The 26,514-nt window shown below is 65.1% G+C and carries 16 protein-coding genes and 2 riboswitches; of the genes, 7 read left to right on the top strand and 9 right to left on the bottom strand.

What is annotated here, in order from left to right; genetic code table 11:
• Nucleotides 1–121 precede the first annotated feature (121 nt).
• Nucleotides 122–218: riboswitch (glycine riboswitch) on the top strand.
• Between the two features lie 8 nt (nt 219–226).
• A riboswitch (glycine riboswitch) is annotated at nt 227–363 on the top strand.
• 137 nt (nt 364–500) lie between these two features.
• From gcvT to OYT13_RS24030, 6 genes are all read left to right on the top strand, one after another.
• Nucleotides 501–1,607 carry a glycine cleavage system aminomethyltransferase GcvT gene (gene gcvT / locus OYT13_RS24055; RefSeq protein ID WP_017233614.1) on the top strand — a complete coding sequence of 369 codons (1,107 nt, stop codon included), beginning with the start codon at nt 501–503 and terminating at the stop codon, nt 1,605–1,607.
• Between the two features lie 77 nt (nt 1,608–1,684).
• Entirely contained in the window at nt 1,685–2,068 is a 384-nt protein-coding gene (gene gcvH, locus OYT13_RS24050; protein ID WP_150564425.1) for a glycine cleavage system protein GcvH, read from the top strand.
• A 97-nt stretch (nt 2,069–2,165) separates the two neighbouring features.
• The gene (gcvP, locus tag OYT13_RS24045; RefSeq protein WP_268567051.1) at nt 2,166–5,093 is read left to right on the top strand and encodes an aminomethyl-transferring glycine dehydrogenase; all 2,928 of its coding nucleotides are present in this window, start codon (nt 2,166–2,168) and stop codon (nt 5,091–5,093) included.
• A gap of 139 nt (nt 5,094–5,232) precedes the next feature.
• Nucleotides 5,233–6,642: an L-serine ammonia-lyase gene (locus OYT13_RS24040; protein WP_017233612.1), complete on the top strand. Its 1,410-nt coding sequence runs from the start codon at nt 5,233–5,235 to the stop codon at nt 6,640–6,642.
• A 250-nt stretch (nt 6,643–6,892) separates the two neighbouring features.
• The gene (locus OYT13_RS24035) at nt 6,893–8,515 is read left to right on the top strand and encodes a shufflon system plasmid conjugative transfer pilus tip adhesin PilV (protein ID WP_261939586.1); all 1,623 of its coding nucleotides are present in this window, start codon (nt 6,893–6,895) and stop codon (nt 8,513–8,515) included.
• A 271-nt stretch (nt 8,516–8,786) separates the two neighbouring features.
• Nucleotides 8,787–10,202, top strand: a complete 1,416-nt coding sequence (locus OYT13_RS24030) for an alanine/glycine:cation symporter family protein (RefSeq protein ID WP_017233610.1) — start codon at nt 8,787–8,789, stop codon at nt 10,200–10,202.
• A gap of 204 nt (nt 10,203–10,406) precedes the next feature.
• On the opposite strand, the gene OYT13_RS24025 is transcribed toward OYT13_RS24030, so the two are convergent.
• From OYT13_RS24025 to hemE, 7 genes are all read right to left on the bottom strand, one after another.
• The gene (locus OYT13_RS24025) at nt 10,407–11,549 is read right to left on the bottom strand and encodes a branched-chain amino acid ABC transporter substrate-binding protein (protein WP_017233609.1); all 1,143 of its coding nucleotides are present in this window, start codon (nt 11,547–11,549) and stop codon (nt 10,407–10,409) included.
• Nucleotides 11,550–11,757: 208 nt separating this feature from the next.
• Entirely contained in the window at nt 11,758–13,302 is a 1,545-nt protein-coding gene (putP, locus tag OYT13_RS24020) for a sodium/proline symporter PutP (protein ID WP_039830227.1), read from the bottom strand.
• A gap of 550 nt (nt 13,303–13,852) precedes the next feature.
• Entirely contained in the window at nt 13,853–17,776 is a 3,924-nt protein-coding gene (gene putA, locus OYT13_RS24015) for a trifunctional transcriptional regulator/proline dehydrogenase/L-glutamate gamma-semialdehyde dehydrogenase (RefSeq protein ID WP_268567050.1), read from the bottom strand.
• A 174-nt stretch (nt 17,777–17,950) separates the two neighbouring features.
• Nucleotides 17,951–18,289, bottom strand: a complete 339-nt coding sequence (sorB, locus tag OYT13_RS24010) for a SorB family sulfite dehydrogenase c-type cytochrome subunit (protein ID WP_017233606.1) — start codon at nt 18,287–18,289, stop codon at nt 17,951–17,953.
• A gap of 14 nt (nt 18,290–18,303) precedes the next feature.
• Nucleotides 18,304–19,617 carry a SorA family sulfite dehydrogenase catalytic subunit gene (sorA, locus tag OYT13_RS24005; protein ID WP_268567049.1) on the bottom strand — a complete coding sequence of 438 codons (1,314 nt, stop codon included), beginning with the start codon at nt 19,615–19,617 and terminating at the stop codon, nt 18,304–18,306.
• 130 nt (nt 19,618–19,747) lie between these two features.
• The gene (locus OYT13_RS24000; protein WP_268567048.1) at nt 19,748–22,255 is read right to left on the bottom strand and encodes a primosomal protein N'; all 2,508 of its coding nucleotides are present in this window, start codon (nt 22,253–22,255) and stop codon (nt 19,748–19,750) included.
• A gap of 394 nt (nt 22,256–22,649) precedes the next feature.
• Entirely contained in the window at nt 22,650–23,720 is a 1,071-nt protein-coding gene (gene hemE, locus OYT13_RS23995) for a uroporphyrinogen decarboxylase (protein ID WP_327198108.1), read from the bottom strand.
• A 245-nt stretch (nt 23,721–23,965) separates the two neighbouring features.
• Here hemE and OYT13_RS23990 point away from each other — a divergent pair, with 245 nt between their 5' ends.
• Entirely contained in the window at nt 23,966–24,787 is an 822-nt protein-coding gene (locus OYT13_RS23990; protein WP_442796442.1) for a transporter substrate-binding domain-containing protein, read from the top strand.
• A 20-nt stretch (nt 24,788–24,807) separates the two neighbouring features.
• Here OYT13_RS23990 and OYT13_RS23985 read toward each other — a convergent pair whose 3' ends face one another.
• Nucleotides 24,808–25,746 carry an alpha/beta hydrolase gene (locus tag OYT13_RS23985; RefSeq protein WP_261939589.1) on the bottom strand — a complete coding sequence of 313 codons (939 nt, stop codon included), beginning with the start codon at nt 25,744–25,746 and terminating at the stop codon, nt 24,808–24,810.
• A 36-nt stretch (nt 25,747–25,782) separates the two neighbouring features.
• Nucleotides 25,783–26,274, bottom strand: coding sequence for a CoA-binding protein (locus OYT13_RS23980; protein ID WP_261939590.1), 492 nt, complete (start codon nt 26,272–26,274; stop codon nt 25,783–25,785).
• Nucleotides 26,275–26,514: the final 240 nt, after the last annotated feature.

Raw genomic sequence — 26,514 nt, 5'->3', positions numbered from 1 at the left:
GCGCCCATTTCCCCGTGCGCGACGAAGGACTGGGAAAGCCCGTCCGACGGTGTTCAACGCCGATTGGCGCTCAGGTAATCCGCATCAAATTGACAGCCTTCGTCTTTCGCCGTAAAGTGCGCGAGCGTGGTCGGGAGAGCGCACCGGGAAGCACATGCCGGGGCCGCCGAAGGGGTAATACCCACAAACTCTCAGGCATCAAGGACCGTCCGCGCCGAAGGCATCGCCTTCGATCTCTGGAGAGCGGTTGCAGCGTGCATGGCACGCGGACAACCCACCGAAGGGGCCGGCACGAGCGGCATGGCGCACAGCGCGCCGCACGCACCGGGCAATCTCTCAGGTACCAAGGACAGAGGGGTCATCTCGCCAACTGGCATTGCGCCGGGCTCGTGCACATGCACGCGCCGGACGCGGAAAGTGCCGGTCGTCGAGATGACCCCTTTTTGCATTGTCGGACGCCGTATTCCGACATGCCTGACCCTTGATGCCTTGATGCCCCGATGACCGAACTCAAACGCACTCCGCTCAACGATACGCACCGCGCCGCAGGCGCCCGCATGGTCGACTTCGGCGGCTGGGACATGCCCGTGAACTACGGCTCCCAGATCGAAGAGCACAACGCCGTGCGCACCGATGCCGGCATGTTCGACGTCTCGCACATGTGCGTGGTCGATCTGCATGGCCCGAGCTGCCGCGAATTCCTGCGCTACGCTGTCGCCAACAACGTCGACAAGCTGCAAACCCCGGGCAAGGCGCTCTACACCTGCATGCTCAACCCGAGCGGCGGCGTGATCGACGACCTCATCATCTATTTCATCGCCGAAGACTGGTTCCGCGTGGTGGTCAACGCCGGCACCGCCGACAAGGATCTCGCCTGGATCGGTCAGCTCAACGCGCACGGCGATTACAGCCTGACGATCATTCCGCGCCGCGATCTGTCGATCGTGGCGGTCCAGGGCCCGAACGCCCGCGCCAAGGTGTGGCAAGCGGTACCGGGCAGCCAGGCCGCGAGCGAAGCGCTCAAGCCGTTCAATGCCGCTTTCGCCAAGGACACGGCGTTCGGCGAGTTGATGATCGCGCGCACCGGCTATACCGGCGAAGACGGCTTCGAAGTGATCGTGAACGCCGATCACGTGGCCGCGCTGTGGAACGCGCTGGTCGCGGCGGGCGTGCGTCCGGCCGGGCTGGGCGCGCGCGACACGTTGCGTCTCGAAGCCGGCATGAACCTGTACGGCCAGGACATGGACGACGACGTGTCGCCGCTGGACGCCGGCCTGGGCTGGACCGTCGAGAAGGAAAGCGATCGCACGTTCGTCGGCAAGGACTCCCTGCTCTCGCGCGGCCAGACGTGGCGCTTCGCGGGCCTCGTGCTCGACGGCAAGGGCGGTGTGCTGCGCGCGCACCAGGTCGTGGTGACCGAGGCGGGCGACGGCGAAATCACCAGCGGCACGTTCAGTCCGAGCCTGCAGCAATCGATCGCGTTCGCCCGTTTGCCGAAGGGCGTGCCGGACGGCGCGACGGTCCAAGTGCAAATTCGTGACAAGCAATTGCCCGCACGTGTGGTCAAATTACCGTTCGTGCGTCACGGCAAGGCCGTGGTGGCCTGAGCAACACGGCGCCACGGTGCGGCGACACGAATTACCGATAACCGAATACCCCAAACACTGAATCCCGGAGCGTCAACATGGCGAATATCCCCGATAACCTGAAGTACACCGAGTCCGACGAATGGGCCCGCCTCGAAGCCGACGGCACCGTGACCGTGGGCATTACCGATTTCGCGCAGGAATCCCTGGGCGACATCGTGTTCGTCGAACTGCCGGACACCGGACGCACCGTGGCGGCGGACGAAGCCTCGGCCGTGATCGAATCGGTCAAGGCAGCGGCCGACGTGCACTCGCCGGTCAGCGGCGAGATCCTCGAGACCAACACCGAAGTGTCCGGCTCGCCCGATCTGGTCAACACCGACGCTTACGGCAACTGGCTGTTCCGTCTGAAGCCGTCGAACACGGCCGAGCTGGACAAGCTGCTGGGCGCTGAACAATACGCCAAGAAAATCGGCGGCTGATGCCCCGGGCGGTGCCGCGAGACCTTCGGTTCGCGCGGCACCGTCCCGGCTGCCGCCCCCGCCGTCACTTGCCGTGATCGAACGAGAGATCTGACCCATGAATGCTTTGACTGACCTGCAAGCGCCGCGCCGCTCGCTCTCCGAGCTGGAGCAGCGCGACAACTTCTCCGCGCGCCACATCGGCCCGGACACCCCCGAACAACAGGCGATGCTCGCCGAGCTGGGCTACGCGTCGCGTGCCGCATTGATCGACGCCGTGGTCCCCGCGTCGATCCGTCGCGACGGCGCGCGCTTCGCCCAGTCGCTCGGCCCGTTCGCCGCCGCGCAAACCGAATCGCAGGCGCTGGCGCAACTGCGCGCGCTGGCCAGCCAGAACCAGGTGTTCAGGTCGTTCATCGGTCAGGGCTACGCCAACACGTTCACGCCGGGCGTGATCCTGCGCAACGTGCTGGAAAATCCGGCCTGGTACACGGCCTATACGCCGTATCAGCCGGAAATCTCGCAAGGCCGTCTCGAAGCGCTGCTCAACTATCAGCAGATGATCATCGACATGACGGGGCTGGCGATCGCCAACGCGTCGATGCTCGACGAAGCGACTGCCGCCGCCGAGGCGATGACGCTGGTCAAGCGTACCGGCAAGTCGAAGTCGAACACGTTCTTCGTCGCCGATGACGTGTTGCCGCAAACCATCGAAGTCGTGCAAACGCGCGCCAAGCCGCTGGGCTTCGAAGTGCAGGTCGGCCCGGTGGCCGCCGCGGCCGATGTCGATGCGTTCGGCGTGCTCGTGCAATACCCCGGCGTGGGCGGCGACGTGCGCGACTATCGCGCGCTGGCCGACGCGATCCACGCCAAGGGCGGCATGCTGATCGCCGCCGCCGATCTGCTCTCGCTCACGCTGCTCACGCCGCCGGGCGAGTGGGGCGCTGACGTCGCCGTTGGCAACAGCCAGCGCTTTGGCGTGCCGATGGGCTTTGGTGGCCCGCACGCCGCCTACCTGGCCACGCGCGACGAACTCAAGCGCTCGATGCCGGGCCGTCTGGTCGGCGTGTCGGTCGATTCGCAAGGCAAGCCGGCGCTGCGTCTGGCGCTGCAAACGCGCGAACAACACATCCGCCGCGAGAAGGCGACATCGAATATCTGTACTGCGCAGGCGCTGCTCGCCATCATGGCCAGCATGTACGCCGCGTACCACGGCCCGCAGGGGCTGCGCATCATCGCCGAGCGCACGCATCGTCTGACGGCCGTGCTGGCCGCCGGCCTCGCCGCACTGGGCGCCGCGCCGCGCAACGCCACGTTCTTCGACACGCTGACCGTGCCCGTGGCCGGCCGTGCCGATGCCGTGCACACGGTGGCCGCTGCACGCCGCTTCAATCTGCGTCGCGAAGACGCCGACACTGTCGGTATCTCGCTCGACGAGACGAGCACGCGCGACGACGTGATCGCCCTGTGGGAAGTGGTGGCCGAGGGCCTCGGCAAGAGCGCCGTCTCGCTGGACTTCGACGCCATCGAGACCACCGTCTCGAACGGCTACCCGGTGGCACTGGCGCGCCAAAGCGCGTATCTCACGCACCCGGTGTTCAACCGCTACCACTCCGAACATGAAATGCTGCGCTATCTGCGCAGCCTGTCCGACAAGGATCTGGCGCTCGACCGCACGATGATCCCGCTGGGCTCGTGCACGATGAAGCTCAACGCCACCTCGGAAATGCTGCCGGTGACGTGGCCCGAATTCGGTCAGATTCACCCGTTCGCGCCGACGGAACAAACGGTCGGCTACCGCGCGATGATCGACCAGCTCGAACAGATGTTGGTGGCCGCGACTGGCTACGCCGCCGTCTCGCTGCAGCCGAACGCTGGCTCGCAGGGCGAGTACGCCGGTTTGCTCATCATTCAGGCGTATCACGCATCGCGCGGCGAAGCGCATCGCGACATCTGCCTGATTCCCGCGTCGGCGCACGGCACGAACCCGGCGTCGGCCCAGATGGCCGGCATGCAGGTCGTGGTGGTCGCTTGCGACGCCAACGGCAACGTCGATCTGGCCGATCTGCAGGCGAAGGCCGAGCAGCATCGCGACCGTCTTGCCGCGATCATGATGACGTACCCGTCCACGCACGGCGTGTTCGAAGCCGGCGCGCGCCAGATCTGCGAGATCGTGCATGCGAACGGCGGTCAGGTGTATGTCGACGGCGCGAACATGAACGCCATGGTCGGCCTGTGCGCACCGGGCGAATTCGGCGGCGACGTTTCGCACTTGAACCTGCACAAGACGTTCTGCATTCCGCACGGCGGCGGCGGCCCGGGCGTGGGTCCGGTCGCGGTGGGCGCGCATCTGGCGCAGTTCCTGCCGAACCAGCACTCGACGGGCTACTCGCGCGACGCCAACGGCATCGGTGCCGTGTCGGCCGCGCCGTATGGTTCCGCCTCGATTCTGCCGATCTCGTGGATGTACGTTGCCATGATGGGCGCGCAGGGCCTGACGGCCGCCACCGAGACGGCTATCCTGAACGCGAACTACGTCGCGAAGAAGCTCGCGCCGCACTACCCGGTGCTGTACAGCGGCCCGGCCGGGCTGATCGCGCACGAGTGCATTCTGGATCTGCGTCCGCTCAAGGACACCAGCGGCATCACGGTTGACGACGTGGCGAAGCGCCTGATGGACTTCGGCTTCCACGCCCCGACGATGAGCTTCCCGGTGCCGGGTACGCTGATGGTCGAGCCGACGGAATCGGAATCGAAGCACGAACTCGACCGCTTCATCGAGGCGATGATCGCGATTCGCGAGGAAATCCGTGCCGTGGAAGAGGGCCGTGCCGATCGCGAGGACAACCCGCTCAAGCACGCGCCGCACACGGCGGACGTGGTGACGGCGGACGAATGGCCGCACGCCTACGCCCGCAGTCAGGCGGCGTACCCGGTGAAGTCGCTGCGCGAGCGCAAGTACTGGCCGCCGGTCGGACGTGCTGATAACGTCTACGGCGACCGGAATCTGTTCTGCGCCTGCGTGCCGATGAGCGACTACGAATAAGCGTCGCGAAAGCTTGGCAATCAGGGGCTGGCAGACACGTTGCCGGCCCCTTTTTTGTCTTTATGGATGTCACGCGAATGCGCCGGATGGGTGGCATTCGTCGCGTCTCCGCTACGTTTCAGAACTTCAGGAAAGCCCCATGGCCGTTTCAGTTTTCGATTTGTTCAAGATCGGTATCGGACCGTCGAGTTCGCATACCGTGGGGCCGATGCGCGCGGCGCTGATGTTCGTGCAAGGTCTGGAGCGCGACGGCCTGCTGCCGCAGGTGGCGACGCTGCGTGCCGAGCTGTATGGTTCGCTCGGCGCCACGGGCAAGGGCCACGGCACCGACAAGGGGGTGCTGCTCGGCTTCATGGGCGAGGCGCCCGACACGGTCGATCCGGCGACGATTGCGGGGCGTTTGACCACGCTGCGTCAGGCGAAGGTGCTGTCGATTCTTGGCAAGCACGAGGTGCCGTTCGTCGAGAAGGAACACATGGTGTTCTACCGTCGCGAGGCGATGGCCGAGCATCCGAACGGCATGAAATTCCACGCGTTCGATGCCGAGGGCAACAAACTGCGCGAAGGGCGTTATCTGTCGGTCGGCGGCGGGTTCGTCGTGACGGCCGGCGCGTCGAACGCGCAGGTGCTCGCCGCGCACGACCAACTGCCGTATCCGTTCCGCACGGGCAAGGAACTGCTCGAGATGTGCCGCGCAAGCGGCAAGACCATCGCGGAACTGATGTGGGAGAACGAGAAGGTCTGGCACCACGGCGACGCGGCAACGGCGGAAGCGGATATTCGTCGCGGGTTGCTCAACATCTGGGATGTGATGCAGTCGTGCGTGACGCGCGGTTGCGGCATTGGGAACGACGATGCCGACGGCGAACTGCCGGGGCCGTTGCATGTGCGACGTCGCGCGCCGGAGTTGTATCGTCAGCTCACACAACGCGCCGAGCGTACGCTGTCCGATCCGCTGTCGGTGATGGACTGGGTGAACCTCTACGCAATTGCCGTCAATGAAGAGAACGCTGCGGGCGGCCGCGTGGTGACAGCGCCGACGAACGGCGCGGCGGGCATCATTCCGTCGGTGCTGCATTACTACGACCGCTTTGTGCACGGCGCGAACGAGCAGGGCGTGATCGACTTCCTGCTCACTGCCGGGGCCATCGGCATTCTGTACAAGCTCAACGCGTCGATTTCCGGGGCGGAAGTGGGATGCCAAGGTGAAGTCGGGGTGGCGTGTTCGATGGCTGCGGGGGCACTGGCTGCGGTACAGGGCGGCACGGTCGAGCAAGTGGAGAACGCGGCCGAGATCGGCATGGAGCACAACCTCGGCCTGACGTGCGACCCGGTCGGCGGGCTGGTGCAGATTCCGTGCATCGAGCGCAATGCGATGGCGTCCGTGAAGGCGGTGAATGCGGCGCGCATGGCGTTGCGCGGCGACGGTGCGCACTACGTGTCGCTCGACTCCGTCATCAAGACGATGCGCGAGACCGGTGCCGACATGAAGACCAAGTACAAGGAAACGGCACGCGGTGGTTTGGCGGTGAATATCGTGGAGTGCTGACACTTCTCTAAACGGTGCAGCGGATGGTCAACGAGCCGGGTTCAATGGGTAGGCATGAAGAAGGCAATGAGCTACGCGGCTTTTCTATTCCTGGTCGGCCCTTCCGGATTCGCACCTTCTGCCGGAATTTAACGGATGAATCCCAAACACACTGCGAGTGACGTCGCAGACAATGCTCCATCTCAACGATCCCGCAATCGCTGACACGCGATGTCGCGCCTTTGCCGGACGATTCGAAAGGGGCATATCAATGCGAAGAAATCAGTCGGGGATCTTTCTCGTCTCCGCAGCGATCGCGATCACCATCGTGGGGATGCTGATTACGTTTTGGGGCGTGAATCAGATGCGGCAGATGCGGATCGAGCGGGCAGAGCGCGCCGGGCACGGGCTGAGGATCATTGGCAACGCGGCAGATACCATCGTCGCAAAGTACTACAAGGACATTGAATCGCTGCTGTCGACGCCTGGTAAAACTTTTGCGATCAAGGGCCATACGTTCACCCATGAGCCTGCTTCGTCGTCGTTCGATTATTCGTACATAGGTCGGCTGGACGCGGCAGCGCTGTTGGCGGTGTTGGATATTTCCGGGGTGGGAAGCAAGCCGCCGCATGGCCTGGGCGATTACGGTATCCGGATTTATCGGAAGTGCGATCGCGAGAAGCCTCCGAACTGCCAGATCAATTCGCTGACGTATCTCACTGAACCGGCAAAGCGTGCTTATTCGTCGGAGCCGGATTACGCTTTCGCGGCGATTGTCGCGAAGACGGTCGGTGTCTTCGGTGGGACATCCACGATGGATAAGCCGCAGGAATTCCGATTTGTCGACGAGAGTATGAAGCCCATTCCCGATACTGTTCCGAATCCATTGGGAAAGCCGGGATTGGTCGCCATGCGGGGCGGTTACCTGACGCACAGTCTGGACGTCAATGTTCGACGCGACGGATCGCGCAACATTACGGGTGATCTGGACTTCGAGAACGGCAATTCGCATCAAAGCATCAAAGGGATCAAGAACATCGTCGGCGTGGGAAAGCTCAGCATGATGGAGCTTGAGATCGCGGGCCAGGCCACGATGAAAGGTCCACTGCATCTGAGTGACAAAGGCAAGAACCGGCAGGACATCGTCGGGGCGCGAAATATCGAAGGCGACGGCATGCTGACGATGAAAGGCCTTGAGGTGCAGGGCGCAACGGTGAAGGGTGACGCGACCATTCTCGGCAGCCTGGACGCGAAACGCGGGGCCACCGTCGGCGGTACGCTGAAAATGGAACGCCACAATATCGAGCGCGCGGGGCGGGTGACCGCACAGAGTCTTCAATCCGACTCGGGCGTCATCCGCCTGGATCGATCCAACCGGCAAAATGCGTCGTGCCAGGCTGGCGAAATTGGGAGAGACGCCGACGGCAAAATGCTCTCGTGCCAGAGCTCTGGTGGCAGTTGGACGTGGCAACTCGCTCGTACCACCGAGTACGTCACCAGGATCGTGCATAAAGAGGTCGAGCGAATCGTCGAGAAGGACAGGCCTATCGTCATGGCGACTTGGGATTACTACTACAACAGGTGCAACGATTATCGAATGTCGGGCGGATGGAAGACGGGATACTACGGAAAAATAGAGGGCGCGCTTTTTTGCAGCATTGTCGCGAAAGGTTGGTGTGACAGGAGTGCGTTCGGTTCAAACGAAAGGGCGACCGTCTATAACGCGGACAACAACGGGCGGCAAGTGACAACTGGCGGCACGCCATACGTCTTTTTTGGCAACACCTACGGCGTTATTGCCTGCGGGTTTTCCTCGGAACGTGATGCCAAGGCAGCTGGGTTCACCGTTTGCGATAGCCGGACCAATAACTGCCGTATGGCAAAGGACTTGTGAGCGCGAAAGTCACCGCGGCTTCGTACCCGCTTTCGTGACTGTCACGCAACCGACACAAGCGCTTGTTAACCTACTTTTCGATGTCTCCTTGCCTTGTCTTTGAGCCGCGCGGCGTTTGCCGGGCGGCTTTTTTCTTGTCGCGCTGTTGCGTATAGGAATTGGCGGAAAGATTTGCCGGTTTCTATCGCGCAGGGTCAAACCTTGAGATTCTTCGTCGCTTGCCCCCTGGCATTGCGGGGCCAACAAGTGGTTGCGACAGGAGACACGTGACATGGAGAGCTGGCTCAAGCCGTTGGTCGATACCCTCGGCGGGGTGCTGTCGGGATACCCGCTTGTGATCACCTTGTTGGGGGCGGGGCTTTACTTCACCGTCCGATTCGGTGGAATCCAGGTCCGGGCGCTCTGGCACAGCATCTGTTTGCTGCGTACCTCCGGGAGTACCTCCGGCATCTCACCCTTTCAAGCGTTTGCCACCGGGCTGGCGAGCCGTGTCGGCACCGGCAATATCGCGGGTGTCGCCGTCGCGCTCACGATCGGCGGGCCGGGTGCCATCTTCTGGATGTGGATGACCGCTCTGCTCGGCATGGCGTCCGCCTTCGTCGAATCCACGCTGGCGCAAATCTTCAAGGTGCCGCGCCACGACAACACCTTTCGCGGCGGCCCGGCGTATTACATACAGATCGGCCTTGGGTCGCGCAAATTCGGTGTCCTGTTTGCGCTGGCGCTACTGTTCACCTTCGGGTTCGCGCTCAACTCCGTGCAGTCGCACTCGATTGCCGAGGCGCTGGAAGCGTCGTTCGGCTGGGAGCGGATCTGGATCGGCGTTGCGCTGGTGCTGATGACGGCACCGATCATCTACGGCGGCGTGCGACGCGTCGCACGCTTTGCGCAATGGATCGTGCCGGTCATGGCGCTCGCCTATGTCGGGCTGGCCATCTATGTTTGTGTCGTCAACCTCGATCAGATCCCCGGCATGATCGCGATGATCCTGCGGCACGCGTTCGGGCTTGAGCCGGCCGCCGGCGGTATCGCCGGATATGCCGTCAGCCAGGCCGTCATGATGGGCGTGAAGCGTGGCCTCTTCTCCAACGAAGCGGGCATGGGCAGCGCGCCCAATGCCGCCGCCGTGGCCACGACCAAACACCCGGTACAGCAAGGCCTGATGCAGATGCTCGGCGTGTTCTTCGACACCATCGTCGTGTGTTCGGCCACGGCGTTCATGATCCTGCTCTCGGGCGAGTTCATGCCGGGTGCCGCACCCGAAGGGGCCGTGCTCACCCAGCGCGCCCTGGCCGCTCACGTGGGAAATTGGGCGGTGATCTTCACCGGCATCACGGTGTTCTTCCTCGCTTACTCAAGCGTGCTCGGCAATTACGCCTATGCCGAGGTCAACATGGACTACCTGACGCAGCGTCTGTGGTTGCTCAACATTTTCCGCGCGCTGGTGCTGCTGGCCGTCATGCTGGGGTCGGTCGCCAGCCTGCCGTTGGTGTGGAGCTTCGCGGATGTCGGTACCGCGTTGATGGCGTTCATCAATCTGGTCGCCATCGGCTTGTTGATGAAGTACGCGTTGCTCGCGTGGCGCGACTATCAGGCCCAGCGCCGTGCGGGTGTCGCCGAGCCGGTTTTCACGCGCGACGCATTGCCGCCGGAGATGCGTGAGCGTTTGCCCAAGGATGTCTGGTGACGGGGGCGTGCCGTCGGTCATGGCGAAACGCCGTTGCGCGCTAACGCGGTGAAGCGGTATGGCGGGAAAGCCCTAACGCCCCAACGCCCCAACGCTGTATCGCTGTAACGGCGTCATGCCACGGCGGCACACATCAAGCACGAGGGCCGGTGAGTCATCCTCACCGGCCCTCGTCGTTACCGCTATCGGCCCATCGCCAGGCGCTTACTTGCCGCCGATGGTCTCCAGCACGGTCCACTTGCCACCGACCACCTTGTAGAGCGTGATCGAACCGTACTTCAGATCGCCCGATTTGTCGTACGCCAGCTCACGCGTGGTCACGCCGGGCATGCTGGTCTTCGCGAGCGTCGGCAGGTACTTCGCCGGATCGGTCGAGTTGGCCTTCTTCATGGCCGACATCATGGCCATGGCACCATCGTAGGCGTACGGCGAGTACGTCTCCGGCGCGCTGCCGAACTTGGCCTTGTAGCGCGACTCGTACGCGGCGCCGCCGGGCATCTTGTCGAGCGGCAGGCCGGCGAGCGACACCACCGAGCCGTTGGCGGCGTCGCCAGCGATCTTCAGGAACGCGTCGGACTTGACCATTTCACCGGCCATCAGCGTGCTCTTCATGCCCAGTTCGCGCAATTGCTTGGCGAGCGGGCCAGCTTGTGCGTCGGCACCGCCATAGAAGATCATGTCCGGATTGGCGCGCTTGAGGTTAGTCAGGATGGCGCGGAAGTCCACGGCCTTGTCGTTGGCGAACTCGCGACGCACGATCTTGCCGCCGGCGGCCTTCACCGCCTTCTCGAACTCGTCGGCCAAGCCCTGACCGTAAGCCGTGCGATCGTCAACGATGGCGATGTTCTTGAAGCCCAGCTTCTTGACGGCGAACGTACCGACGACCGACCCTTGCTGAATGTCTGAGGTCATCATGCGGAACGTCGTCTTGAAGCCCTGCTTCGTGTATTCCGGGGCCGTCGCCATGGCGATTTCCGGAATGCCTGCCTGCGCATAGATGCGCGAAGCGGGAATCGTCGTGCCGGAGTTGAAGTGGCCGAGCATGCCCTTGATGCCCGAATCGACCAGCTTCTGCGCGACCAGCGAACCCTGACGCGGGTCGGCCTGATCGTCTTCCGACTGCAACACGAACTTCACCGGCTTGCCTTCGATAGTCGGCTTCGTGGCGTTGTACTCGTCAATGGCGAGCTGGATGCCGTTCTGCATGTCTTTGCCGTAGTGCGCCTGGGCGCCCGTGAGCGGTGCGGCAAAACCCAGCTTCACTTCCTGCGCCTGTTGCGCGTTGGCCGTACCGAACGCGAGCAGTCCCGCGACGGCGACCGCGCTGAGCGTAAGCTTCGATTGCATCAACCCTCTCCTTGCATGTGTATGTCGTTGAGTGGCATGCCTGCGGGATCGCCGCGGCACGCCTTTCTTGGATCGCCGTCTGCACAAGGCCGGTCGGCCCGGGACGGCTTCAATCGCAATCAAACGCAATATGCGTCCGACGCGGCAGTATTGGATGGCTGCGCGCGCCGGTCAAGAGGGAGAAGTTCCGATGGAAGGTGCTACCCGCTTATGGCGAGGGTTGCGCCGTCGGAGCGCCGGTGCTACCCGAATCGCCCTTTGCGCCTTGCTGGATCGCGCGCAGCGTCGCTTCGGCGCTGGCGTAGCGGGCGAGCACGTCGGCGCTTGGGGCCTTGTCAAAGCGACTCACCACGATGAGCGCCAGGCCGCCCAGCACAAAGCCCGGCAGGATTTCGTACAGGTCGAACCAGCCGAACTGCTTCCAGATCAGGACCGTGGCCGCCCCCACGACAATGCCCGCGAGCGCCCCGTTACGGGTGACGCGCGGCCATAGCAGCGTGGCCAGCACCAGCGGACCGAAGGCCGCCCCGAAACCCGCCCAGGCGTAACTCACCATGCCGAGCACGCGGCTCTGCGGATCGAGGGCCAACACCACGGCGATCACTGCCACGCTCAACACCATCGCCCGGCCGATCCACACGAGGCGGCCCTGGCTGACCGGCCCGCGCGCAAACGTTTTGTAGAGGTCTTCCGTCAGTGCACTGGCGCACACGAGCAGCTGGCACGACAAGGTGCTCATCACGGCTGCGAGAATCGCCGCCAGCAGCACGCCCGTGAGCCACGGGGTGAAGAGTTGGGTCGTGAGCGCCATGAAGATGGTCTCCGGGTTTGCCGCCACACCGGCACCGAGATCGGGCCGCGCGCTATAGAACGCCAGTCCGAAGAAGCCCACGGCGACCGCACCGGTCAGGCACAGCACCATCCAGGTCATGCAGATGCGACGCGCCTGCGGAATCGCCGCCGCTGAGCGCGCGGCCATGAACCGCACGAGAATATGCGGCTGGCCGAAATAGCCCAGACCCCAGGCGAGCATCGAGATGACGCCGATAGGCGCGAGATCGCCGAACCAATCGGTATGGGCGGGGTGCACGGCGGTGACCGCGTCCACGGCCGCCGCAGGGCTGCCGTCGAGCGCAATCACGGCGATCGGGGTGACGACCAGTGCGGCGAACATCAGCGAGGCCTGGACCGTATCGGTCCAGCTCACCGCAAGGAATCCGCCGATGAAGACGTAGGCAATGGTCGCCACAGCGCCGATCCACAGCGCCGTGCGGTATTCCAGGCCGAACATCGTTTCGAACAGCCGGGCGCCGGCAACGACCCCCGACGCGCAATAAATCGTGAAGAAGATGAGGATCACGAGCGCCGTGACGATGCGCAGCACGTGGCTGCGGTCACCGAAGCGCTGTGTGAGGTACTCGGGCAGGGTCAGCGCGTTGCCGCACACCTCCGTATGCACACGCAAGCGCGCGGCCACGAGATGCCAGTTGGCCCACGCGCCGATCGCCAGGCCAATGGCGATCCAGACACCCGACAGGCCACCCATGTAGATCGCCCCAGGCAGGCCAAGCAAGAGCCAGCCGCTCATGTCGGAGGCCCCAGCGGAGAGCGCGGTGACGAAGCTGCCGAGGCGACGTCCGCCGAGAATGTAGTCGGAAAGATCGTGGGTGGCGCGATAGCCGAGCCATCCGATCACCAGCATCAATAGCAAATACACGGTGAATGACACCGCAGTGGGATTCCAAAGGGACATGTAGCCTCCTCGAGCGTCGGTGTCACGTGCGTTGCGCGCCTCTGCCGGCATGACGAAAGAGGCGGCGACGCGGGACGACGAACGCTATGGCCAGCGATACGTGTCGCTGGCACGGGTTGACCGCGCAATGGCGGTGAGACGCGTGATATGTCGGGGGCGGGCGCGAAGATACCGCGAATGCGCGCGGTGTGCGTGAGTACGGGAAGTGCGGCGGGGCGTGATAAGCGTTGGGCTGATCGGGGAGGTAAGACGGTGGGGCGGGGAGAGCGGGGGGATGACGGGCGGGAAGGAAGCGCGGGAAAAGCGCAGGAAGGCGCTGGAATGCGGCGGGCGGTTGAACCGTTAGCGCATCGCGGCCGCCATTGTCCCGGAAGGCAGGACGCTGGCAGCCGCTGAGGACAACGCGATCGGGGCGACGGCGCGTCCGGGGGGCCGGAATCGGCAGTCGGAACCTGCGGATCCCGCGGATCCCGCGGATCCCGCGGATTCAGCCGTCAGATTTCGGACGAATCCGATCGGATTCGTCGCGAGACCTGACCGTTTCCCTCGATCAACCGATGGTCATGAGGTTGGCATTGCCACCTGCGGCAGCCGTGTTGACCGACACCGAGCGTTCGCACAGCAGTCGCTCCAGTGCGTAGTCGTCACCGGCGGCCAGCGCCTCGGGCGCGAGGCCCTGCATCGACAGGATCGGACCGTTGCGGGTTGCGATGCGACGGTTCAGGGCGCGCAGCTCGTCGCTGTCGCCTTCGAACAGCACCGCGGCGAGCGATGGCTCGGCGGCGGCGTCCGCCCCTGCCGCCAACACTGACGCGCGTCCCTTGAGGGCCGCCGGCAGGGCGCTCACCAGTTCGCGGGCGGCAATGCTCTCCGTGAAGACGGCGTCGTTGCCCGTCGCCAGCGCGGCAGCCAGTTGCGTGCGCGCGCCGAGCGGCGTGGCAGCCACGCACAGGACCGGGCCGCGTGGCTCCAGACCATAGGTGTTGCGCTCACCGGTCGGTCCCGGCAGCACGGCGGTGGCGTCGAGTGCCGACGTGGCCAGATAACGGTCGACGCGATGAATCGCGGCGGCGCTATCGGCCGAGTTGTCCTGCGCGCGCAGCCAGTCGCGGTAGCTCACCAACGGCGAGAGCGCGGCTTCGTTGCGGTTCAGCTCGGCGGGCAGCGAAGCCGGACGCGTCGCCAGCAGACGCGGCAGATACATCGGACCGCCGGCTTTCGGACCCGTCCCAGACAAGCCTTCGCCGCCGAACGGCTGCACGCCGACCACGGCGCCAATCACGTTCCGGTTCACGTAGACGTTGCCGACATGGGCGCGCTCGGTCACATAGGCAATGGTTTCGTCGATACGCGTATGCACGCCGAACGTCAGACCGTAGCCAGTGCCGTTGATCTGATCGAGCAGCTTGTCTAGTTGCGCGCGCTTGAAGCGGATCACGTGCAGCACCGGGCCGAAGACTTCGCGTTGCAGCGCCGTGAGATCGGTCAGCTCGATGAGCGTCGGCGGCACGAATGTGCCGTGGCGGGCGGCGTCGGGCAGCGGCAGTTGTTCGACCGGGAAGCCCTTGTCGCGCATCTGCTCGATGTGGCGGTTGATGCCGTTTTGCGCTTCGGCGTCGATCACCGGACCGACGTCGATGGACAGACGATCCGGATTGCCGATGGCCAGTTCCTGCATCGCGCCCTTGAGCATATGCAACGTCTTGTCGGCGATGTCGTCCTGCAGGCACAGCACACGCAGCGCCGAGCAGCGCTGACCGGCCGAATCGAAGGCCGATGCGAGTACGTCGTACACGACCTGTTCGGGCAGTGCCGACGAATCGACGATCATCGCGTTCTGACCGCCGGTCTCGGCGATCAGTGGGATCGGACGGCCATTGGCGTCGAGGCGCTCGGCCAGCGTGCGCGCGATGATGCGCGCCACTTCGGTCGAGCCGGTGAACATGACGGCCTTCGTGCGGGCGTCGGCCACGAGCGCGGCGCCGACTGTTTCCCCTGTGCCCGGCAGCAATTGCAGCGCGCCGGCCGGAACGCCGGCGGCGTGCATCAGGCGAACCGCTTCGGCGGCGATGAGTGGCGTCTGCTCGGCCGGCTTGGCGATGACCGGGTTACCGGCGGCCAGCGCGGCGGCGACCTGACCAACGAAGATCGCGAGCGGGAAGTTCCACGGGCTGATGCACAGCACCGGGCCCAACGGGCGGTGCGTGTCGTTGGAGAAGCCCTGACGGATCTGCGCGGCGTAGTAGCGCAGGAAGTCGACGGCCTCACGCACTTCGGCCACGGCGTTGGGCAGCGACTTCCCCGCTTCGCGCACGCACAGGCCCATGAGCGTGGGCATGTGGGCCTCAAGCAGATCGGCCGAGCGCATCAGGCTGTCGGCGCGTTCCTCGACCGGCGTGGCTTGCCAGATCGGGGCAGCGGCTACGGCGTTGACGAGCGCGGCATCCACATCGGCCGAGGTGGCCTCGATGACCTGACCCACGGTGTCGCGCAGATCGGCCGGATTGCGCACGGCACGTGGCGTGCCCGTGGTGCGCTCACCGTCGGCCAGCATTGGCGCGGCGCGCCACGGCGTGCCCGCGCTGGCGAGCAGGGCCGACGACAGCGACGCGAGACGGTGCTCGTTCGACAGGTCGAAGCCCGAGGAGTTGGCGCGCGCCACACCATACAGTTCACGCGGCAGCGGAATCTTGGCATGCGGTGCGCCGAGCGGTTGTACCTTCTCCGATTCCGAGATCGGATCGGCGATCAGTTCGTCGACGCTGACGGTCTCATCCGCAATCCGGTTCACGAACGAGGTGTTCGCGCCATTTTCGAGCAGACGGCGCACGAGGTAGGCGAGCAGCGTTTCGTGCGTACCGACCGGCGCATACACGCGGCAGGGCCGCGCGAGCTTGCCCGAGGCGATCGGGCCGACGACCTCTTCGTAGAGCGGCTCGCCCATGCCGTGCAGGCACTGGAATTCGTACTGGCCGGGGTAGTAGTTATTGCCCGCCAGGTGATAGATGGCAGAAAGCGTGTAGGCGTTGTGCGTGGCGAACTGCGGGTAGATGGCGTCCGGCACGGCGAGCAGCTTCTTCGCGCAGGCAAGGTACGACACGTCCGTGTAGATCTTGCGGGTATAGACCGGATAGCCTTCGAGCCCGTCGACCTGCGCGCGCTTGATTTCCGTATCCCAGTACGCACCCTTGACCAGACGCACCATGATGCGGTGACGGCTGCGACGCGCCAGATCGATGATGAAGTCGATCACGAACGGGCAACGCTTCTGATAGGCCTGCACCACGAAACCGATGCCGTTCCAGCCGGCCAGCTCGGGATCGAAGCACAGCGCTTCGAGCAGGTCGAGCGAGATTTCGAGGCGATCGGCTTCTTCGGCATCGATATTCAGGCCGATGTCATAAGAGCGTGCCAACTTGGCGAGCGCCTGCACGCGCGGCAGCAGTTCCGCGACCGTACGCTCATGTTGGCTGCGCGAGTAGCGCGGATGCAGGGCCGATAGTTTGATCGAGATGCCAGGGCCTTCATAGATGCCGCGGCCGGCCGAAGCCTTGCCGATGGCCTGAATGGCTTGCTCGTAACTCGCGTAGTAGCGCTGGGCATCCTCGTCGGTCGTCGCGGCTTCGCCGAGCATGTCGTACGAATAGCGGAAGCCCTGGGCTTCGTATTTGCGGCTGTTGGCGAGTGCTTCGGAGATGGTTTCCCCGGTCACGAACTGCTCGCCCATCAGGCGCATGGCCATGTCCACGCCCTTGCGGATGAGCGGCTCGCCGCCGCGGCCGATCAGGCGCGTGAGGGCCTTGGTGAGACCGGCTTCGCTGGTGGTGGTCACAAGCTTGCCGGTGATCATCAGGCCCCAGGTGGCGGCGTTGACGAACATCGACGGCGAATTGCCCATGTGGGCGTGCCAGTCGCCCTTGCTGATCTTGTCGCGGATGAGCGCGTCGCGCGTGGCCTTGTCGGGAATGCGCAGCAGGGCTTCGGCCAGGCACATCAGCGCCACGCCTTCCTGGCTGGACAACGAGAATTCGTGGATCAGACCTTCCACGCCGCCGCCGGTGCTCTTGCCGCGCAGCGCGACGACGAGCTTGCGGGCGAGGTCGGAGGCCGACGTTGCGGTCGCCGGGGCCAGCTTGGCCTGACCGACGAGCACGGGCACGCATTCCGGCTCGGGGCGGCGGTAGGCCGCCGTAATCGCGGCACGCAGCACCGATTGCGGTTGCACGTTTTGGGCGAATTCGAGGAACGGATGCGGAACGGTATCGTCGCCTGCGTGGCCGTCGATCACCTCGGTGCCCGATTGGGTCGCGCCCCTTAATTCGGGCGGCAGCGCGCCGCTCTCAATGCGCTCCAGGTAAGCGAAGATGGCCTGTTTGATGAGCCAGTGCGGGGTGCGCTCGATTTGCTGGGCGGCGCTTTTGAGCCGGGTACGCAGTACGTCGTCGACCTTGACGCCGAGGGTGGTGTTAGCCATGGAAGGGTTACCTGATGACGCGAAAACGTGACACCCATAGCGGGTGAATTTCGGCATCGTAACCGGGTTTCAAAAGAGGTGCAACCTGAGTCGATATTAGGGTTGCACCTAGGTGTGAGGCCGACACGCGAAACGTCGTGTGGCGCCCCGGCCCGCGGGCCGGGGCGAGAGGCGTTACTTCTGGTCGGTGCCGTACGTTTTTCCCAAATACTCCGAAATCAGCTTGACCTGATCTTCCGGGATGGGCGCGCCATACACTTTCACCATCTTGGTGACTTCCGCGCTCCAGAAGGCCGCCGACATAGGCGGTTGGGTGTTGACGTAGTCGAGCGAGTGGCACATGACGCACCACGAGTTGGCCGATTGATAACCGGCCAGCGTCGAGGCCTTCAACTGCGATGTCTCCTGCGGCAGCTTGATCTCGAGTGCATGGACGGGGGCGGCGAAGACGCCGAACAGACCCAACAGGCCGGACAGCAGGGCCGCGCGGCGCGCAATCTTCGAAAGGTTCATGATCGTCCCCCGTCTCAAGCCGCGATCACACGCACGGTTTCCACCCCGTTGCGCAGATAGCCGGCCGGATTCCACAGCGATTGCAGCGGTTGCGACACCCCTGCACGATTCGTCGCCCGCACTTGGAGCGCGTACTCGCCGGGCTTGGGGGGCGTGAACGACGCCGTCCATTCGCGGAACGAGTACTTCGACAGTTCGTGGCCGAGCTGGGCCGCCTGCCAGGTCTGGCCGCCGTCGGCCGAGAACTGTACGTCGCGAATGCCTTCGCCGCCGTCGAACGCGATGCCGCGCACGCGCACCGCTTTGCCCGCCGCCACGTGCTCGCCGTCGGCAAGACTCGTGACGAACGAGCGCACGGTGAAGCGTTCGATCGGTTTTGTCTTCTCGGGCGCCTTGCCGGGCGTGACGCAATTGCAGTCGTTATCGGGAATGCGATACGCCGTGGCCATCCAGAAGCCGTCGAACACCTTGTCGATAACGTTGATGTCCGCCAGATGCTTCACCCAATACGTGCCGTAGTAGCCCGGCACGACCAGCCGCACCGGAAAGCCGTTGAGCATCGGCAGATCCTTGCCGTTCATGGCGAACGCGATCATCACTTCGCCATCCATCGCGTGATCGAGGTCGAGCGCCTTCACGAACTCGGGCGTCGTGGGGACGATCGGCCGGTCAAGCCCTTCGAACGTCACTTGCTTTGCGCTGGCCGACACGCCCGCCCGTTCGAGAATCCGCTTGAGCGGAATGCCGCGCCAGCGCGCGTTGCCCATCGCACCATTGGCAATCTGTCCGCCGGCGACGCGCGGCTCGAAAAAGCCACGGCTATTGCCCGAGCATTGGTGGACGGCCACGATCTCGACTGGGGCGCCGTAGTCCTTCTTGAGCGACGCGAGCGAGATATCGAGCGGTTTGGCGACGCTGCCGCGCACGTGAATCCGATGCTTCGCCGGATCGATGTCGGTCGGAATGCCCGCGAGGTGGTAGCGCACGAAGAACGCATCGTTCGGCGTGATGAGCCCGTCGTTGAAAATCGCGAACGGCGTTTCCAGTTGCGGGGGGCGCGCCGTCAAGCGGATCAGCGGGCGCTTCTGCGGATACGCGACGAGTTCGCGTTCCCCATTGGCAAACGGCAGCGTCACCATGTGGGGTGCGGTGGTGGCGGCGAGGACGTCAAGCGCGCGCCCCGCGAGGCTGGCGCCAACGCCCAGTGCACCCGCGCGTCGCAAGAAGCGGCGCCGGGAAGCCTCGGCCAAAGGCGATTCGGTGGGCGGGAGGGGCGGTGTGGCGATGTGCGGCGCCGTAGGGGCGGCGCGCCGGTCGTGCGATTTCATCGGGATGTCTCCTGTAGGACTTCTTATCGTGCAGACGACGTGAACCGTTCGGCGTGCGGTGATCGACTACTGTCTGCATCGTCGGGGATTCGGGCGATGTTGTCAAATTTCCGGAACGCTATATACCGATTTATATTTCGAGAGGATCGACTTCGAGGTGCCAACGCACGGGCGCCTTGAGTGCGCGCAGCTCGCTCATCCAGTGCGTGAGGAAGCGTTGGAGCGCGCCGCGATGCGGGCTCTCGACCACGAGCTGGGCGCGTTCGGTGCCCGCGATCCGGACCATCGTCATCGGCACCGGATCCCACAGGGAGATGCGCGCGTCGTGCAGCACGGGCGTGGCGGCGATCTCGCGGGCCTGTTTGAGAAACGTCATGGCGTCGTCCAGGCGCCGGGCTTCGGCGCGCAGGAGCGCTTGATGCGTGAACGGCGGCAGCAGGGCGACGCGCCGCTCCTCCAGTTGCTGCGCCGCGAAGCCCGCGTAGTCGTGACGCATGAGCGACGCGAACAACGGGTGCGACGCGTAGCGCGTCTGAATCAGCACGTCGCCGGGGCCGTCGGCGCGGGCGGCGCGCCCGGCGCGCCCGGCCACCTGCATCAGTTGTGCAAACAGACGCTCGGCCGCTCGGAAGTCGTGGGAGAAGAGGGCGCTGTCGGCGTTGACCACGCCCACGAGCGTGACGTTACGGAAGTCGTGGCCCTTGGCGACCATCTGCGTGCCGATCAGGATGTCGACTTCGCCCGCATGGACCTGCGCGAACAGCGCCTGCGCGCTGCCTTTGCGGCGTGTGCTGTCAGCATCGATGCGTGCGAGCCGGGCGTCCGGGAACTGTTCAGCCAGCGCCTCCTCGATGCGCTGCGTGCCGCGCCCCAGCGGCGCGAGATCGAGATTGCCGCAATCGGGGCAGGCATGCGGAATGCGCGACTCGGCGCCGCAGTGATGGCAGCGCAGCCGCCGCTCGGGCTTGTGCAACACCATGTGGGCGCTGCACCGGCGGCAGTCGCTGATCCAGCCGCAGGCATCGCAGTTGAGCACCGGGGCGTAACCGCGGCGGTTCAGGAACAGCAGGCTTTGCTCGCCCGCTTCGAGCCGGGCGCGAATGGCGGCGAGCAGCGATTGCGACAAGCCCTCGTGCACCGTGCGCTGAAGTTTGCGCTCGATGTCCATGTCGATGAGCGAGACGCGCGGCAACACGGCATCGGGCGTGGCGCGCTCGGGCATCGCGAGGCGGACGTAGCGGCCCTGCTCGGCGCGCCGCCAGCTATCGAGCGACGGCGTGGCCGAGCCGAGGACGACGGGGATGCGCAACCGGTTCGCCCGCCAGATGGCGAGGTCGCGCGCCGAGTAACGCAACCCTTCCTGTTGCTTGTAGGACGGATCGTGCTCTTCGTCGACGACGATGAGGCGCAGGTGCGGCAGCGACGCCATCACCGCGAGTCGGGTGCCGAGCACGATGCGCGCCTCGCCGCGATGGGCGGCCAGCCAGTGCCGGGCTCGCTCGCCTTCGGCCAGTCCGCTGTGCAGTGTGACGAGCGTCTCGCCGGGGAATCGCGCACGGAAGACGCCTTCGAGTTGGGGCGTCAGATTGATTTCCGGCACGAGCACGAGGACCTGGGCGTCGCGCTCGCGAAGCGCCTCGGCCACGGCGCGCAAATAGACTTCTGTCTTGCCGCTGCCGGTCACGCCGTAGAGCAGGAAGGGGGGGCAGGCGGGGAGGTCCCCCGTGTCGCCCGCATTGCCGGCGTCGAGCTTGCCCAATGGCGCTGTGGCGTCGAGGCGTTGGGCGCCGGCGACTTCGAGCGCGTCGTGAATGGCCGCGACGGCGTCGGCTTGCCCGACAGTCAACGTTCTGGTGGCGCGCGGCGTGTCCTGCGTGCCGAGGTCGATATTGGCCAAAGCGTCGGCGAGTGCGCAATCGGTGGGAGCGTTGGCGTCAGCGGCGCTCGATTCGCCATCCTCATCGTCAGCTTCATCGGCATGGCGTACCGCTTCGTGGAACGGCACGGTGTCGACGACGACCCAGCCGGCGGCGGCCCACTGTTTGAGCACGTCGGCGGCCTTTGCGCACAGGGCGCGCGCCTCGTCCGCATCGAGCGTGCCGGCTTGCGCCAGACCCTCGGCCAAACGGCGCTGGGCGCGCAGCCGGGCGGGCACGTTCTCCAGGAGCGCGGCCAGGGCGCCGTCGGCCAGCCGGTAACGTTGCACGCCACGCTGGGCGAGTAGCCGCGGCCAGCGCATCGGCGTGCGCAGATGCGCCGGGACGCCCGGCAGGGCCACCTCACCGATACCGCGTTGGTAATAGCGCGAGGCGAACTGCATCAGCTCACGCCAATCCTCGCCGAGCGGCGGTAATTCATGCCAGACGGCGGTGACGTCACGCAGCTTGCCCGGTGCGATTTCGCTGCGGTGCGTCAATTCCCAGACGACGCCTACGACCTGTCGGCGTCCGAACGGTACCTGCACCAGTTGCCCAGGGCTCGCGGCCTGGTCGAGCCGATAGTCGAACAGCGTGAGCAGGGGCGTATCGAGCGCCACGCGGGCGATAGCGGGCGCACCGAGGCGCGGCTGGGCGACCGGGGGCAGGGCATCCGCAGTCGATGCAAGAGACGGGGCGGGCAGGTCGTCGGCGCAGGTCAAACTTAAAGTGAATCCTGAGAAGTGTCGGTAAACCCCGGATTTAAGTCGGGTTTCCGGTGGACTTGAAGTGCTTGTGGATAACTATGTTGAGAACTGTGGGGATTATCGCTCGTCAGCCTCACCGGGCGGCCCTCGCGTGGTGTCGTGCTTCGACTTTGCCCGAATCAAAAATGCTTTTTGATCAATAGCTTATGAGCGGCGTCGAAGCGTACGCCCCGTTGCCCCTCACTTGCGGCGGCGCAGCGAGAATTTGTGCATAAGTCTTCGGGACAACTCCGTAAATTGGAGGGGTTACTCGACAGGTTTACGCTTGACATTCGGTGCTTGAAACGGCGGTTGGGTCTGCAAGGCAAATGGCCTCGCGAGCCGCACCGCCGCTGGTGCGTGTCGCCAATTACGCCGTTTGGCGCAGCTTTCGGCTGTAGCGGTGGACCTCGTCAACGAGTGCCGCAACGTGATCGGGTTGCGTGAACTGCGAAATACCATGCCCCAGGTTGAATACGTGGCCTGGTGCGTTGCCATAAGCGTCGAGCAGGCGGCGAACCTCGGCGCGAATGGCCTCGGGTGCTGCAAAGAGGGCGGTGGGATCGAAGTTGCCTTGCAGCGCACAACGATCGCCGACGCGACGGCGCGCGGCCGCGAGATCCACGGTCCAATCGAGTCCGATGGCGTCGGGTCCGGTGTCGGCGATGGCTTCGAGCCACTGCCCGCCGCCCTTGGTGAAGACGATGTGGGGAATACGTGCGCCATTCCACTCGCGATGCACGCCCGCGAGCGCCTTTTGCATGTAGGCGAGCGAGAACCGTTGGTAGAGACCGTCGGCCAACACCCCGCCCCACGTGTCGAACACCATGACCGCCTGCGCGCCCGCTTCGATCTGGGCGTTCAGGTAGGCCGAAACGGCGCGCGCATTGGTTTCCAGAATATGCGTCATCAAGTCGGGACGCTCGTACATCATCGTCTTGACGGTGCGGAAGTCGGCCGACCCGGCCCCTTCGACCATGTAGCAAGCGAGCGTCCACGGGCTGCCGGAGAAGCCGATGAGCGGTACGCGTCCGTTCAGGGCGCGACGGATCTCGGCGACGGCGTCGAAGACGTAGCGCAGACTGTCGAGGTCCGGCGCCCGCAGGCGGCGCACATCGTCCTCGGTGCGCAGCGGGTGGGCGAAACGCGGCCCTTCACCCGCCTCAAACGACAGGCCGAGGCCCATGGCGTCGGGAATGGTGAGGATGTCCGAGAACAGGATGGCGGCATCGAGCGGGAAGCGCTCGAGCGGCTGCAGCGTGACCTCGGTGGCGTAGGCGGGGTTCTTGGCGAGCGCCAGAAAGCTACCGGCTTTGGCGCGTGTGGCGTTGTATTCGGGCAGGTACCGGCCCGCCTGGCGCATCAGCCAGATCGGCGTGTACTCGGTCGGCTGGCGCAGCAGTGCGCGCAGGAAAGTATCGTTTTGCAGAGCTTGGGACACGTCGCGGCGGTGGGTAGGAGGGTTGGGGCAAGCGATCATTTTACTCGCGTATCCTCGGCCCGGACGCATGGCGGGCTGTTATGCCGCACATCAGCCATCGGCGACGCGTCGGCGTGGCGCGCGCGGAACAGTGGCGTCATTCCGATTGGCGTGGGTCGGGAGTGTCTTTAGTATTGAGCCCCACGCGCTGCGTCAGACAGTTCGGGAGCGCAGTGCGCCAACACGTCAAACCTCAGGAGACAAGCATGAAAGTCATGTTGACGGCCGCCAGCGCGGCCTTCGTGGCCGGGGCGGTGCTCGCCGGCGCTGCGGCCCACGCGCAATCGGCCGCTGTCGTGAGCCCTTCCGCGACCCCCGCCATCCACTCCCGGCTCGACGACATCGTCAAATCGGGCACGCTGCGCGCCTGCGCGACGGGTGACTACAAGCCTTACTCGTATCGACGCCCGGATGGCCAGGTCGAGGGCATCGACGTGGATCTGGTCGCCTCGCTGGCGAAGTCGCTCGGCGTGAAGCCGGTGATCGTTCCGACGACCTGGAAGGGGCTGATGGACGACTTCACCGCCGGCAAATGCGATATCGCCGTCGGCGGTGTGTCGGTTACGCTGGATCGGGCGGCGCGCGCCTATTACAGCAACGTGGTCATGGTCGACGGCAAATCGCCGATCGTGCGCTGCGCCGACGTGGCGAAGTACCAGACGCTTGCCGATCTGAACAAACCGAGTACGCGCGTCATCGCCAACCCGGGCGGCACGAACGAACGTTTCGCCCGCCAGTACCTGCCGAACGCCACTCTCACGATCTATCCGGACAATGTCACGATCTTCAAGCAGATCGTCGACGGCAAAGCCGACGTGATGGTCACCGACGCCTCGGAAACGCTGTTGCAGCACAAGCTCAATCCGTCACTGTGCCCGGTCAACCCCGACAAGCCGTTGCAGTTCGGTGAGAAGGCCTACCTGCTGCCGCGCGGCGACGACATCTTCAAGCGATACGTCGACCAGTGGCTGAATCTTGCGCAGAAGACCGGGGAATATCAGAAGGTCGTCGACAAGTGGCTGAAGTGACGGCGTGAGTCCCGCGCGGGTCATCCCAGCCAGTCACGCAGACGCTGCGCCGCGTCGTGCATGACCAGCCTCGCCTGCGGCACGAACGGTTGTAACCTCGCGAAACTATGCGTCAGGCCGGGCGCCTCGATGACCTCCGCCCGGCCACCTGAACTCGCCACGAATTGGGCGTACGACACCGCTTCGTCGTGCAACGGATCGTATTCCGCCGCAATCACCAAGGCGTGCGGCAAGGCGTGACGCGGCGCTTGCGCGGTGAGATTGACCCGCACGTCGTCTGCCGACGGTGCCACGTTGCCCAGAAATTCCTTCCAGTACCAGCGCATTTCGTCGCGTGTCAGGCCCACGCCGTTCGCCAGACGCTCGTAACTCGGCGTATCGAACCGGTACTGCACCACCGGATAGATCAGCAACTGCGCCCCCACAATCCCCGGATGTCGATCGTTGAACCACGCCGCCGCCTGCGCCGCCAAGTGGCCGCCGGCGCTGTCGCCCGCCACGGCCAGACGGTCGACGCGCACGCCGAGCCGCGCGCGCTGCTCGGCCGCCCAGGCCAAGGCGTCGCGCGCGTCGTCGATCGGCGCCGGGAACGGATGCTCGGGCGCCAACCGGTAATCGACGCTCAACACCGCCACGTCGCCGTCCTGCGCCAGGAAGGCAGCCAACGTCCCATGGGTGTCGACATCTCCCACGACCCAGCCGCCGCCGTGGAAGAACACCACCAGCGGCACTTCGCGTTCGACCGGGCGATAGAGCCTTGCGCGCAGGGTGCGGCCCGGCAGCGCAATGTCGAAGGTCTCGCTGCGCAATCCCGCCGGCAACGGGCGCAAGGCCTCGTTGGCGACGGCGGCGAACCGGGCACGCACGTCTTGCGCGCTTGGCGCGCCGTTGTCGGCAGTGGCGGGGTACTTGCGCGCCATTTGGTCGTAATAGGCGAGTAGATCGGCGTCAATGGTCATGTCAGCGGGTCTTTGGCGGCGTTGGAGGTCGGCGGTTCAGCGTTTCGGAAGCGGCTGTCCCGGCGGGCGGGCGTCCGCGCCGGCGGGGTGGCCCGCTTGCATCTGCCAGCGCTGGTGTTCGATCTTGACGCATCGGTCCATCACGACGTCCAGCCCTGCCGCCAGCGCGACGGCTGCGGCGTCGTCGTTTTCGATGCCCAACTGCATCCATAGGCTGGTCGCGCCAATGGCGACGGCTTCATCCGCGATGGGCGGAATGTCGCCGCTGCGACGGAAACAGTCGACCATCTGGATCCGCAGGCCCTCGGCGCGCAAGGCGTCGGCCGCCTCGGCCAGGCTCGCATAAACGGGCTCGCCCAGAATCGTCGCGCCGGCCGCTTGCGGGTTGATGGGGACGATCCGGTATCCGTGCTGTTGCATGTAGCGCGATGTGGTGTAGCTCGGCCGGTCCGGCCGCGGCGACAGGCCCACCACCCCGATGACGCGGTCGCGCGCCAGTATCTGCCCCAAACGTTCCATGGTTTGCATGCGAATGCGGCCCGACGGGGCCGGTGCGGTCGTTGACGGAATTGCTGCTCTCGGTGCGCTGCCGATCCGCGGCGTTGACGTGTCTTCGGATGTCAGATGCCCACTTTGTTGCCACGCACAAGGAATGAACTTAGCACATTGACGGCGCGCACGTGAAACGCGGCGGCGGCGCCGATGCTGCGACCGATGTGATGGGCCGGCTCGGGCGGGCATCGTCCGTGTCGATGCTTCGCCGGGCGA

The organism is Pandoraea sp. XJJ-1 (assembly GCF_026802345.1).
Classification (GTDB): domain Bacteria; phylum Pseudomonadota; class Gammaproteobacteria; order Burkholderiales; family Burkholderiaceae; genus Pandoraea; species Pandoraea cepalis.
This window is presented reverse-complemented; position numbering and strand designations above follow the sequence as displayed.

Bases quoted from the DNA above. Each gene is read 5' to 3' on its own strand.
- gcvT (WP_017233614.1), top strand. From the start codon at position 501: ATGACCGAACTCAAACGCACTCCGCTCAACGATACGCACCGCGCCGCA.
- gcvH (WP_150564425.1), top strand. From the start codon at position 1,685: ATGGCGAATATCCCCGATAACCTGAAGTACACCGAGTCCGACGAATGG.
- gcvP (WP_268567051.1), top strand. From the start codon at position 2,166: ATGAATGCTTTGACTGACCTGCAAGCGCCGCGCCGCTCGCTCTCCGAG.
- OYT13_RS24040 (WP_017233612.1), top strand. From the start codon at position 5,233: ATGGCCGTTTCAGTTTTCGATTTGTTCAAGATCGGTATCGGACCGTCG.
- OYT13_RS24035 (WP_261939586.1), top strand. From the start codon at position 6,893: ATGCGAAGAAATCAGTCGGGGATCTTTCTCGTCTCCGCAGCGATCGCG.
- OYT13_RS24030 (WP_017233610.1), top strand. From the start codon at position 8,787: ATGGAGAGCTGGCTCAAGCCGTTGGTCGATACCCTCGGCGGGGTGCTG.
- OYT13_RS24025 (WP_017233609.1), bottom strand. From the start codon at position 11,549: ATGCAATCGAAGCTTACGCTCAGCGCGGTCGCCGTCGCGGGACTGCTC.
- putP (WP_039830227.1), bottom strand. From the start codon at position 13,302: ATGTCCCTTTGGAATCCCACTGCGGTGTCATTCACCGTGTATTTGCTA.
- putA (WP_268567050.1), bottom strand. From the start codon at position 17,776: ATGGCTAACACCACCCTCGGCGTCAAGGTCGACGACGTACTGCGTACC.
- sorB (WP_017233606.1), bottom strand. From the start codon at position 18,289: ATGAACCTTTCGAAGATTGCGCGCCGCGCGGCCCTGCTGTCCGGCCTG.
- sorA (WP_268567049.1), bottom strand. From the start codon at position 19,617: ATGAAATCGCACGACCGGCGCGCCGCCCCTACGGCGCCGCACATCGCC.
- OYT13_RS23990 (WP_442796442.1), top strand. From the start codon at position 23,966: ATGAAAGTCATGTTGACGGCCGCCAGCGCGGCCTTCGTGGCCGGGGCG.
- OYT13_RS23985 (WP_261939589.1), bottom strand. From the start codon at position 25,746: ATGACCATTGACGCCGATCTACTCGCCTATTACGACCAAATGGCGCGC.
- OYT13_RS23980 (WP_261939590.1), bottom strand. From the start codon at position 26,274: ATGCAAACCATGGAACGTTTGGGGCAGATACTGGCGCGCGACCGCGTC.